Raw genomic sequence first — 11380 nt, 5'->3', positions numbered from 1 at the left:
CGAATGCAGGCCTACAAACGGCGCAACCAGAGACTGCTTCAAGCCGGTTGACAGATACAGAGGCACCCCGGGTCTGATGGAGGCTCCGGACTGTCCCGAGTTGGGTGGAGTCGAGTTACTTGGTTTCACGCTACCGGCGGGGAACGGAGTTCGTACTCCACCGGACCGAGCATGCCCAGCGCGGAGTGCCTGCGCTGTCGGATATGGAAGATTTCCAGGTACTCGAAGAGCGTGGTGGAGGTCCAACGCGAGCAAGTGCTCCGCACGCGCCGCAGTCACGAGCGCATGGTCGCCCCCGGCGCAGGCGCCAAAGCCAAGCTCACCCAGCCGACCGGGTCCTGGCCACCGTGCTCCACCTGCGCAAACTCGCCACCATGGACCTCCTCGGGCAACTCTTCGGCGTCACCGCCATGACCATCAACCGAGCGAAACAGGAAGTCCGCCCACTCCTGGAAACACACGGCCACCACGTCGACACCTCAACCGCCCGCTTCCACACACCAGCCGACGTCGCGACGTTCCTCGCTTCCAACCCCACCCCAACCAAGGTCAAAAAAACGAGTTAAAGATCTGCACGCCCTTAAGCGCCATGCTCCTAGCCTCTGTCTCGCCTTCAGTACTCCGGGCGCTCGCCTGTCCGCTCCCGATCAGCTGGCCGCAGGATCCGGGACCCCATTCGAAGGACCTGATTGTGGGTCAGGCGCCTTGAACGTGAAGAGTGGGCCCCCGATCGGGTTCACCCAAATGGAATTTTGAATTCCACCCTCAAGTCCTACTCAAATCCTTTGTTTTTTGCTACGCGAACCCATACCTTGATCCCCGACCGCAAATCTGTAGAACTAAAAGGGGGAATTCGCATGTCCATGCGTAATCGCCAGAACATTCGGATGCGGACATTGCAGGCTGCGTTGGGGTCGCTGACCGCAGTGGCGCTCATGGCCGGTATCCCTGCCACGGCGCACGCTGGTGAGGCAGGTACCGATCTCGCCGCTGTCGATGGGGAGGTTGCCAACCCTGCCTTGTTCGCGGAGTTCGACGCCGACTTCGAGAGGATCGAAGTCGATGCCGATGAGATCGACGCCAGCGCCGGAGCCGATGCAGCGATCGCTGCGAGCGGGGTCTGGAAGCGTTATAGCTGGAAGTGCAGCTCGTCGACGAAGAAGTTCAATATATCCATCGGGTACCGGGGCCCGGCGAGCCAGACGATCTACTTCAACAATCACTGCAGCCAGAAGCGCAGCGTGCGGACTTATTACAGAGGCCAGGAGCCCGGCGGTGAGCCGATCCAGGGATCCTATTGCACTATGACGGTAAATCCGGAGACCAAGGATAAGAAGAAGTTTCTGCCGTCAAACAATTTCCCCTGGTATAAGGCCACGTCGAACTGCTGACCTGGCTGCTATTCTGGCCGCCCTGATAGTGCGACGCCGGGGCGGCCAGAAGCATTTCTGCATGACCTCAGGTCAAGGCGGGTAGTACCAATTGCAGGCCAATCCAAACCCCAACAATCAGCGCAAGGATAAGCAGAAGCCCGAGGAAGGGACGATTGAGCACCTTCGAAATGAACCTTTTTGTGCCGCTCTGGGTGCCGATACGTTTACTCATGTCACCACCGTATACAACGGCCAAGGGCTAACGAGGTCTACCCATGAGGTTTGCTCGTGGGGGCAAGCCCTCGGTGACAGTGTGTTTCGGGCATCAAGGACGCGCCAGGGCGTGAGCGTTCTCGGCTGGTGAGATTCTTGATGAGACTTTCGAGGTGCGTCCCCCCGACCTTCACCGCCAGCTTTGTCATGAGCGCATCCTGTCATCCTCCTCCAGTATCCCGGGAGGGGGCGTGCACCACAGGGCAGAGCCGACTCCACTTAGGTAGCGTAAAGAATCAACACGTTGCTTCACGGTCTCTCCGTCGTTGGTGTGGTGTGCGCATACCGAGCTAGCTTCGTGACCAACTTGTCCTGCGATTCGGGGTGTTGTTCCCTCATCTCAATGAGCGGCAGCAGCGGCTGGCGCTGGCCGCCGAGGCCCGGGTGCTGGGGCACGGCGGGGTCCGGGCCGTCGCGCGTGCCGCGGGGGTGAGTGAGACGACGGTGCGGAAGGGGGTCTTCGAGTTGGAGGGTGGCGAAGATCCACTGCCCGATGGCCGGGTCCGCCGGGACTGCGGCGGTCGCAAGAGCGCCGAAGAGCTTGACCCTCTGCTCGTTCCCACGCTGCTGGCATTGGCCGAGCCGGATGAGCGGGCGATCCGATGTCGCCGCTGCGGTGGACGACCAGGTGACTGCGGTCTCTGGCCGGGGAACTGACGCGGCAGGGCCATGCCGCCTCGGCACCGACCGTGGGCAGGCTGCTGCGGGAGAGCGGTTTCAGCCTGCAGGCCAATGCAAAGACCCTTGAAGGTGCTCAACACCCCGACCGCGACGCGCAGTTCAGGTACACCAACGAACAGGTCAAAGACCATCAGGCGGACGACGAGCCCGTGGTTAGTGTGGACGCGAAAAAGAAGGAAGTCGTCGGGGAGTTCAAGAATACGGGACGTCTATGGCGGCCGGCCGGTGAACCCGTGCGGGTTGACGTCCATGACTTCCCCGGTGATGCACTGGGCAAGACCCTGCCCTACGGCATCTACGACCTGGCGGCGGACACCGGCTGAGTGAACGTCGGTACCGATCACGACACTGCGGCCTTCGCAGTCGAATCGATCCGCCGCTGGTAGAACGGGCAAGGACGCCTCGACTACCCGCAGGCCACCCGTCTGCTGATCACCGCCGATGCCGGCGGCTCCAACGGCTACCGCACCCGGGCATGGAAGACCGAAATGGCTGCGTTCGCCGCCCGGGCCGGCCTGACCGTCACCGTCTGCCACATGCCGCCGGGTACACAATGCCGTTGCTTGATTACTGGACTATCGCGGTGTGCAACGTGATGGCCTTGGCTGTGGTCCGCCGTGTCGGTTGCCGGTCCCGGGTGTTGATCCGGTAGGAGAGCTTCGAGGAGTACTTCGAGTCCGGCCGTTTGAGGTGCCGGTCCGCCTCGCGCAGGCGCCTGGCGCCGTTGTCGAGCTTCCGGCGCACCTTCGCCGCCAGCACGGCCAGGAACTTCTCGATCTTCTTGGGCGTATCCGCGCACTGCCGCACTACACTGCGCCGCGTGTGCTTGAGGACCTTGACGAACGAGACCCGGTCCGGGTTGATGCCGTTGTCGTCGGCCAGACACATGATGACCCGCGTGAGGCAGTGGTGCACGACCAGGTGCGCCCAGACCTCCTGCCGCACCAGATCCGGGTCTCCCGAGCGCAGGACCTCGACCGGCCCGCGCTGGAACGTCTTGATCTGCCGGAACGCCGACTCCGCCTCCCACCTGGCATGGTAGAGCCCTGCCAGCTCCGCCGCCGGATACGCAACCGGGTCCAACAGATCAGTCAACAGCCTGACCACCTCGCCGCCGTCGACGCGGTACTCAATCACCCGGACCAACACCCCGCCAGGATGTGCGCCCTTCTGCCCGCCCAGGTTCATCCTCCCCAGGTAGGTCCCGTCGGGCAGATACTCAACCGGCCGGTGCGCCACCGGCGAGCGAGCCCGGATCAGCAGATGGGCCCCGGCTCCGAGATAGGCCTTCCATAACTCGACCCCGGGGAAGCCCCGGTCCATGATGACGAGCATTTTGCCCGCCGAGGTCGCCAAAGTGAGCGCCAACTCCCGCTCACCGCCGTTGAATCCGCCCACCGCCGCGTCGACCTGCGCGTGCGTGCCACACTCGGTCAGTGTCACCACCCGCACCTGAGGGAACCCCGCCGGCTGACCGTTCTTGACCGGCCCACCGAACGGGGCCCGGTTGGCTGGCGTGTCCGGCGCGTCCACCGCGGCCAGCCTCATCCCGCGGTAAAAGGAGCCCCCCAGGCCGACGGGGGCCAACGGATCGGCCAGCTCGCGGAAGACGGCCTCCAGGACCAGCGGTCCCAGACGCCTGCGCGCCCGCGTGAACGAGGACTTGTTCGGGATGCTCCCGCTCAACTCCCGCATGCTGCCGACCAGTTGCTCCGCCACATCGTCATAGGAGTCCTGCTGGAACAGCGCCAGGGAAAGCGTGAAGTAGACCATGAACCCGGCCGGCAGTGCGCCGGGCTTCTTGTCCCGGACCCGGCACTTCTCCAGCACCTCGGCGACCAGTTCCGGAGTCACCCACCGGGTCACCACCCCCAGCCGCACATGATCGGACAACCCCACCCAAGGATGCATGCTGGGCCCAACGACCGCGCTCCTCCACCGTCACTGCGAACTGCTTGACGAGATCAAGCAACGGCATTGGCCGGGTACATCGAAGTGGAACAAGGTGGAACACCGGCTGTTCTCCGCGATCACCATGAACTGGCGCGGCAGACCGCTGAACAGCCACGAAGTCGTCATACAGTCCATCGCCGCGACCACCACCCGCACTGGTCTCACCGTCCACGCCGAACTCGACACCGGCGCCTATCCCATCGGTGTGGGGGTCAGCGACGCCGAACTGAACGCAGTGCCGGTCACCGGACATGCCTTCCACGGCGAATGGAACGGACACGGTGCCCCCCACCCCGTCGGCCCGAGATCCAGCCATCCAGAGCCGGTCCTCGGGCCAGCGCTGAACTGCGACCGCGGTGCTCTGTCACATCCCGCGCTGACCGGCATGACCCGCACCGCACTGACCGAGCTGATCGAGACCCTGACCGCCGACTGGCAGACGCTGCAGAAACAGGACCCAGCCACCCGACGCGACGGCGGCGAACGACGTCGGGCTCCGGGCGGCGGCCGCAAAGCCAAACTCGACCTGGCCGACCGGGTCCTGGCCACCGTGCTGCAACAAAACCTCGCCCTGCCACCCACCGCGCTCGCCCAACTCTTCGCCGTCAGCAAGGACACCATCCGCCACACCACTAGCGAAATCCGGCGCCTGATGGACCAGCATGGACACACACCACAGCCCCCAGCAGCACACCTCAACACCCTGGCAGGACTCCTCGTCCACGCCACCACACACGGATCAACCCTCACGACAGAGACCAAACCAACGTGTTGATTCTTTACGGTCCCTTACAGGATCCCGCACAGTGCCTGCCGGTCCGGTACCCGCGGCCGACCCTCCACTAGCTTTGGAACCGGCTCGGGCACCAACGGCTCGATGAGCGGCCGCAGTTCATCCGACACGATCCACGGCCGCCACTGTCGTTTCCCCACGACCAGACCAACGACCACCCACCTCGAAATCACAGGGTCAGCTGCTTCTGTCAGGGCCTCTGGCAGAGCTGGTACCAGATGCCGGTGCACTCAGGTTTCCGAGGACTGACGTGCGGATTGCAGGAGAGGCAGGGTCCTCAGCCGGTCGGCAATGTTGGCGCGGACAAACGCAGGGGTATGTGGCGTGTCGTGAACTTGGGGCCATGTGGCGTGGAGCCGTTCGACGGTCTGGTCCACTGTGCGCAGCACGGGTGCCGGGTCGGTGTCGAGGGACTCTGCGAAGCGCCGGAAATGGTCACGCGTGATGTATCGGGGGTTGGCCTGCTCTGCTATCGGCAGTGTGAGGACGTCGCGGCGGTAGACGGGGTAGGAGGTGACAGCTACCAGATCGTAGGCCGGGGAAAGACGGGGCGTGTATCTGTCGGGGTAGCGCAGTGACCAGTTCTTCAGGTGCTCGTCCGTGTTCCCGGCGGCAACGCAGAACACCAGGCGGCGGATGTACTCATCGAAGTCTTCGGGGCAGTAGTCCAGCAGTACTTGTGCGATGAGTTCCTGTGAGCCTCGGTCTTTTTCCGCTGGGCTGGCATCAAGGACCTGCGCAAAGTCCTCCTGGTGGATGCGATCGCGGTGCTCTCGGTCGAACCGGCTCACGGCAAAGGCGAGGCCGTCTTCCGACAGGTGTTCCTCGGGCAGGCCATGCAACGAGTTCAGGGGCACGAGGCGGTGCTCGGGTACGTCGATGCCTGCCAAAGCCGCCCAGCGCATCATGGTGTTCTCATTGGCGGGCAGTTGCTCATGCACGTTGCTGGGCAGCTTGATGATCCAGTCTCCGAGCTGCTGCGGTGCAGGGAGCCGGAATCCGTCGCCATCTGCGGTCATGGAGAACTTCAGCTGCATGCCGGAGAGGGAGAAGCTCATCTTCGGTCGGTGCGTCGTCAACTGGGCCTCTTCGAGCGCTTCGCTCATGGCGGTGGGCAACGTGCCCTCCGTCTCGACCCGTACAGCTCCAGGCAGGTCGTGTCCGAGGTGGAGCAGGAGCAGGAAGTCGGGGGTGTCGCGGCGGCCGAGCTGCTGGTTGTACAGGCGGCGCAGGCCCGATTCCCGCTCGGGAAGGAGGTTGGCGAACCAGCTGGGAACTCCGGTGACGGGGTGCGCAGCGTAGTCGGGGTCGTAGTCGAACCGCAGGCCCAGTACCGGGTGGTCGGGCTCCAGGTCCTCGTACACGAACGAGGTCTGGCCCTGGGCGTAGTGGAGGGTTCCCACGCGTCTGTCCCCGAGCAGGACACGTGCTTGTGCGGTGCTGGCCGTCATTGCGTCCCTTTGGGTGTGTCCCGTGCGGAGTCCGGCAGGCTGGGAAGGTGGCCACGGTCCTTGAAGCCCCATCGGGCAAATGACTGTGCCCGATGGGTGATGGCAGTCTTCAGCAGGTCCTCACGGTGCTGGACGAACTCCTCGTACCTTTGGCTGCTGAGCAGTTGGATGCCGTGGGGGTCCAGGAAGTGTCTGGCGAGCAAGGACCTGGCCTGAGCATCCTGCGAGGTGATCGCGTGCAGCAGTGCCTTGGGGGAAGCGGGAGGGTGCAGCAGGTAGTTGCCCAGTGTTGCGGACTGGGGGTGTCCGGGCATCTGAGGCGTCAGTCGGCAGAAGAGATCGTGCTCGCTGTCGAGCCAGGGGGTGAGGAGGCTGCTGACCGACAGGGGCGTGCCGGGCTGGTTGCTGACGACGGAAGCCGAGGGGACGAGCAGGGACGGTTCCGCGGACAGAAGTCCCAGGGCGTTCAGCCTCCCCTCAGGGCGTTGCGCCGTCGTGGACTGGAGGTCGGGCCGGAAGGGCTGAGGCTCGGGGTGCGGGAGGGAGCTCAGAAGGCGTGCGGCTTCGGATTCCGGTGTGCTGCCGAGCGATGCCTGGGCCTCGTTGAGCACACTGGCCTGTTGCCGGGTGAGCATGGCGGAGCGCCAGATCCAGCGTCGCAGCAGTTCCTGTGTCCGCCCGGTAGGCGGTCCGAAGACGCTGGTGAACCGCACAAGGACGGGGAGGACTTCGGGATGGGGCAGCAGGCGGACGTGGGGAATACGAGCCTGCTTGCGCAGGAATCGCAGTGATGCTTCCAGCGCTGGACGGGCCCGTTCTACGGCCTCTCGCGTTGCGGACGCGCTGAGCGAGTCCATGCGCTTGCGCAGGGCGCTTTTCGGGATCCGTTCGCGGGGTTCTGCGACTGCCAGCACGCATTGCACGGCCAGCGCTTCAGGGAGGCGGCCGAAGCCGAGCTGCTCGCTCTGCCTGATGAGGGGTTGTTCGCCGGAGACCAGGAGGGTGCGGGCGTCGGCCTCTTGGCGGGCTCGTGTGATGTCGGATCGGGCCAGGCCCACTCCAGCACCGTTGATGCGGGTGAACAGCAGATACAGCGACTCTTTGCTCTCGATGCCGCTCAGTACGGTGACGGGCATCTGGTACGACGTCAGGGCTGCGTGCAGGCGCCAGCATTCGCTGATGTTGTCTTCGGTCAGGAAAGGGTGCCCTGCAATCCAGGAGGACAGGCGGTCTTCTTGGCAGGCCACGCTCACCGGCAGGGCGTCGCGGCGCAAGCCGGGAAAGAACCGGTCTCTGTCCAGGTCGTAGCAGACGGCATAGCGGTCGTCGTCTACCTGACCGTGCCGGTCATTCCATACGCCGACAAGTGTGGTCAGGCGCTGGACGCCGTCCAGGACCGTCCAGGCGTGACGGTCGGCGGGAGCATGGACGGGGACGCTGGCGATGCGGAGGTCTTCTTCCGGAGCGGGCTGTTCTGCAACAGTGATCGTGCCGATGGGAAAGCCACGGTGGACGGAGTCGAAGAGTTCAGTGATCTGGTGGTGCCCCCACACGGCGGGCCGGGCGAAAGCCCTGACCCTGAAGCGGCCGTCCTGTGCCATTCGCACGAGGTCGGGCAGCGTGTAGACGCTGACCGTCTGCTGCATCGTGCCCACCGCCCTTTCCTTCTGCGCCAATTCCAGCCGCTCCCGTCGATCCTAAGCGGTGGCTGACCTGCATGATCACAGGCGGCTCGCACCTCGTGATCGTTCGTGTGCGCGGACTGCGGTGAGGGCACCAGGTCACACCGGCGATCCATCAGCCCCGGTCGCATGCTCCATGTAATCCGTCGGGCCCTTCGCGTCCGGTTCACTGTCCCTCCTCGGGCAGGAAGCGGGTCTGACCCAGGCCCGCTCGCTGCCGAAGAGGGCGTGTCGGCTTGGCAGATCACCAGCTACGAACAGGGGTGCCACTCCCCCTCCCCTCACCGACTACGCCAGCTGGCACAAACGCTGAAGGCCTCGCCCCAGGTTCTGGCCGGAGTCCCGGCGGGTGAGGAATCCCTCGCGGACCTGCGACGGTTCGCCGGCCTCGACCGGGGTCGAAGCGGTCGGTCTCCTGGCCCGGCGACTCCCGGAAGGGCCGACCGGGGCGACCGGGTGGAAGCTAGGCCCTCGAAGCCGGTCAGCCCGTGCCGGTCTGGCTGGATGCTGCAGGCGATTTCTTCCGTGCTCGTGTCAGCCGGTCTTGTCACCAGTGAGGGTGACGTCCAGGTGTGCGAGCAGCGTGTCGAGTGTGGCCAGCTGTTGCGGTTCGAGCCGGCCGAAGTACTGGCGAAGTACGTGCGTGCCCGCTTCTTCCGCGGCCCTCAGTGCCGTGCGGCCGGTGTCGGTGAGGGAGACGGTCTTGCGGCGGCGGTCCTCGGGGTCGCTGGTCCGGGCGACCATGCCGAGGCGCTCAAGACCCTCCACGATCTGGGTGACGGAGCGCGGTGCCTGGCCGAGGAAAGCCGCTAGCTCCGCCTGGTGGAGCGCGCCGCGGCCGGCCAGCACCTGAAGGACCTTGGTGCGGGACAGGGACAGGCCGGCGGTCGCCGTCGTGCGCTGGTCGACCCGTTCGCGCAGGCTGTACGCGAGGGTGAGGAAAGACAGTCCCACCTGCTCCGGGGCGCTGCCCGTGGTCGTCGATTCGTGCTGCTCCATGGTTCGGGTATCCTCGCACAACGTGATCGTGAGGTACCTCATGAAAGGGGTTGTGGGATGGATCGTCCCGTCGCCGTGATCACCGGAGCCACCTCCGGACTGGGCCGCATCGCCGCCTTCGAGCTGGCCCGCCAGGGCTACCGCATCGGCACCGTGGCCCGCTCCCGCAGCAAGGCGGAAGCCCTCGTCACCGACCTGAAGGCGGTGACCGACGAGCCCGTCGACGTCTTCCACGCCGACCTCGGTCTGCTCTCCGACGCCCGCCGCGCGGGCGAGGAGATCGCCGCGCGCTACCCGCGCCTGGACGTCCTGGTCAACAACGCCGGCCTCCACGCCTTCGCGCAGCGCATCACCACCGAGGGCCTCGCGGACATGACGGCGGTGAACTACCTCGGCCCGTTCGTCCTGACCGAGGCGCTGACAGCGAAACTCGGATCCTCCGCGCCGGCCCGGATCGTCAACGTCGCCTCCGAAGCGGCCCAACAGGCGAAAACGATCGCCCCGGCCGAGGACCTGCGGCGCACCGAGCCCTACACCCGCCGGGAGTCGATGCCCCTGTACGGGCGCACGAAGCTGATGACCATCATGTGGACGCAGGAACTCGCCCGCCGCCTGGACGCGGACAAGGTCACCGTGAACTGCTGCGACCCCGGCTTCAACGCCACCGGCCTGGGCCGGGACCTGCCCGGCTCCGCCGTCCTGCAGCGGGTGCTGAACACCCTGAGGATCGGCGATCCCCGCAAGGGCGCCGGCATCATCGTGCGGCTCGCCACCGATCCGGCACTCGCGGGCACCACCGGCGGCTACTTCTCCGCCCGCGACGCCCGCCCCTTGCAGTGCCCCGAACCCGGCCGGGACCCGCGCGTACAGCGGGAGCTGTGGGACGCGACCACGGCACTTCTCGCCGCCCACCCGGCCGGCTGAGACCCGGCACACCCGCCTCAAGGAGGACACCACCCGGTACCGGAGTACCGCCCCGGGCGCGGATTCGTCCTCCAGTAGCTCTTTTCGGCCGCACCCGACTCCTACGTTCATGGGCGGAGCCTGTCGGGCTCGCCCTCACACATCCTTTTTCCTCCTGGTGGGAGTAATTTTCGTGGCCACCTTTCTCTACCGGCTCGGCCGGCTCGCCTTCCGGCGGCGCCGGCTGGTGCTGCTGGCGTGGATCGCGGTGCTCGTCGCCGCGGTGATCGGCGTCAGCAGCGTGTCCGGCAGTACGACGGACGACTTCACCCTTCCCGGAACCCAGTCGCAGCAGGCCATCGACCTGCTGGAGAAGGAGTTCCCGCAGGCTTCGGCCGCCGGCGCCGCGGCTCGCGTGGTCATCGAGGCTCCGGACGGGCAGAAGCTGACGTCCGCCGCGCACAAGCAGGAGGTGGAGTCCCTGGTCTCTGACCTGCGCAAGGCGCCGCAGGTGGCGAGCGTCACCGACCCCTTCACCGCCGGCCTGGTCAGTTCCTCGGGCAGCATCGCCTACGCCCAGGTGACCTACGCCGTCCCGCAGGCCGACATCACTCCCGCCGCGTCGGACGCCCTGCACGAGGTGGCGGACAAGGGTGAGAAGGCGGGCCTGAACGTCAGTCTGGGCGGCAACGCGGTGCTGGAGGAGGAAGAGAGCAACGCCGCCGAACTGATCGGTCTGCTGGTCGCCGCCTTCGTCCTGGTCATCACCTTCGGTTCGCTGGTCGCGGCCGGACTGCCCCTGTTGTCCGCGATCGTCGGCGTCGGTATCGCCCTGTGTGCCATCACCGTCGCCTCGTCGTTCGTCGACATGGCCTCCAACGCGCAGACTCTGGCGCTCATGCTCGGTCTGGCGGTGGCCATCGACTACGCCCTGTTCATCGTCTCGCGCTACCGGACAGAGCTGCGTGAGGGGCACGCGCCCGAGGAAGCCGCCGGGCGCGCCCTGGGGACCGCGGGCTCGGCGGTCGTCTTCGCCGGCCTGACCGTCGTCATCGCGCTGGCCGGTCTGAGCGTCATCGGCATCGCGATGCTCACCACCATGGGCCTGGCCGCGGCCTTCGCCATCACCGTCGCCGTCCTGGTCGCGCTCACCCTCCTGCCCGCCACGCTGGGCTTCACCGGTACCCGCGTGTGTCGTCGGGCAGGGTCAGCCGCAGTGACAGTGCCGGGATGGCCAGCACGCCCAGGCCGACGACCGACGCCAGCAGCATC

At 66.0% G+C, this 11380-nt stretch carries 7 protein-coding genes and 4 pseudogenes; 6 read left to right on the top strand and 5 right to left on the bottom strand.

Annotated features, from left to right (window positions below; genetic code table 11):
- Nucleotides 1–234 precede the first annotated feature (234 nt).
- Together OG718_RS54050 and OG718_RS54045 are read left to right on the top strand one after the other, a co-directional pair.
- Nucleotides 235–566 (top strand): annotated as a pseudogene (locus OG718_RS54050) (transposase family protein); the annotation flags it as partial.
- Nucleotides 567–857: 291 nt separating this feature from the next.
- Nucleotides 858–1391, top strand: coding sequence for a hypothetical protein (locus tag OG718_RS54045; RefSeq protein WP_328842658.1), 534 nt, complete (start codon nucleotides 858–860; stop codon nucleotides 1389–1391).
- A gap of 67 nt (nucleotides 1392–1458) precedes the next feature.
- Here the strand turns inward: OG718_RS54045 and OG718_RS54040 are convergent, their stop codons facing one another.
- Nucleotides 1459–1605: a hypothetical protein gene (locus OG718_RS54040; protein ID WP_328842659.1), complete on the bottom strand. Its 147-nt coding sequence runs from the start codon at nucleotides 1603–1605 to the stop codon at nucleotides 1459–1461.
- A gap of 353 nt (nucleotides 1606–1958) precedes the next feature.
- On the opposite strand from OG718_RS54040, the pseudogene OG718_RS54035 reads away from it, so the two are divergent.
- Nucleotides 1959–2878 (top strand): annotated as a pseudogene (locus tag OG718_RS54035) (ISAzo13 family transposase); the annotation flags it as partial.
- A gap of 16 nt (nucleotides 2879–2894) precedes the next feature.
- Here the strand turns inward: OG718_RS54035 and OG718_RS54030 are convergent.
- A complete protein-coding gene (locus OG718_RS54030) occupies nucleotides 2895–4226 on the bottom strand; it encodes an IS4 family transposase (protein WP_328842660.1) in 1332 nt (443 codons plus the stop codon).
- 82 nt (nucleotides 4227–4308) lie between these two features.
- Between OG718_RS54030 and OG718_RS54025 the strand changes: the two are divergent.
- Nucleotides 4309–5055, top strand: a pseudogene (locus tag OG718_RS54025) (ISAzo13-like element transposase-related protein); the annotation flags it as partial.
- A gap of 248 nt (nucleotides 5056–5303) precedes the next feature.
- Here OG718_RS54025 and OG718_RS54015 read toward each other — a convergent pair.
- From OG718_RS54015 to OG718_RS54005, 3 genes are all read right to left on the bottom strand, one after another.
- A complete protein-coding gene (locus OG718_RS54015; RefSeq protein WP_328847652.1) occupies nucleotides 5304–6524 on the bottom strand; it encodes a type II toxin-antitoxin system HipA family toxin in 1221 nt (406 codons plus the stop codon).
- Nucleotides 6521–8170 carry a GmrSD restriction endonuclease domain-containing protein gene (locus OG718_RS54010; RefSeq protein WP_328847653.1) on the bottom strand — a complete coding sequence of 550 codons (1650 nt, stop codon included), beginning with the start codon at nucleotides 8168–8170 and terminating at the stop codon, nucleotides 6521–6523. Before OG718_RS54010 ends, OG718_RS54015 begins: the two co-directional genes overlap by 4 nt.
- 570 nt (nucleotides 8171–8740) lie before the next feature.
- Nucleotides 8741–9205: a MarR family winged helix-turn-helix transcriptional regulator gene (locus OG718_RS54005; protein ID WP_328842662.1), complete on the bottom strand. Its 465-nt coding sequence runs from the start codon at nucleotides 9203–9205 to the stop codon at nucleotides 8741–8743.
- A 57-nt stretch (nucleotides 9206–9262) separates the two neighbouring features.
- Between OG718_RS54005 and OG718_RS54000 the strand changes: the two genes are divergently transcribed.
- The gene (locus OG718_RS54000) at nucleotides 9263–10129 is read left to right on the top strand and encodes an SDR family NAD(P)-dependent oxidoreductase (protein WP_328842663.1); all 867 of its coding nucleotides are present in this window, start codon (nucleotides 9263–9265) and stop codon (nucleotides 10127–10129) included.
- 172 nt (nucleotides 10130–10301) lie between these two features.
- Nucleotides 10302–11306 (top strand): annotated as a pseudogene (locus OG718_RS53995) (MMPL family transporter); the annotation flags it as partial.
- Nucleotides 11307–11380 lie beyond the last annotated feature (74 nt).

This window comes from Streptomyces sp. NBC_00258, from assembly GCF_036182465.1.
Classification (GTDB): Bacteria; Actinomycetota; Actinomycetes; order Streptomycetales; family Streptomycetaceae; genus Streptomyces.
This window is presented reverse-complemented; position numbering and strand designations above follow the sequence as displayed.

What these genes read in the sequence shown, in the direction of transcription:
- OG718_RS54010 (WP_328847653.1), bottom strand. Translation starts at nt 8,170, where the DNA reads ATGCAGCAGACGGTCAGCGTCTACACGCTGCCCGACCTCGTGCGAATG.
- OG718_RS54005 (WP_328842662.1), bottom strand. Translation starts at nt 9,205, where the DNA reads ATGGAGCAGCACGAATCGACGACCACGGGCAGCGCCCCGGAGCAGGTG.
- OG718_RS54045 (WP_328842658.1), top strand. Translation starts at nt 858, where the DNA reads ATGTCCATGCGTAATCGCCAGAACATTCGGATGCGGACATTGCAGGCT.
- OG718_RS54015 (WP_328847652.1), bottom strand. Translation starts at nt 6,524, where the DNA reads ATGACGGCCAGCACCGCACAAGCACGTGTCCTGCTCGGGGACAGACGC.
- OG718_RS54000 (WP_328842663.1), top strand. Translation starts at nt 9,263, where the DNA reads ATGGATCGTCCCGTCGCCGTGATCACCGGAGCCACCTCCGGACTGGGC.
- OG718_RS54040 (WP_328842659.1), bottom strand. Translation starts at nt 1,605, where the DNA reads ATGAGTAAACGTATCGGCACCCAGAGCGGCACAAAAAGGTTCATTTCG.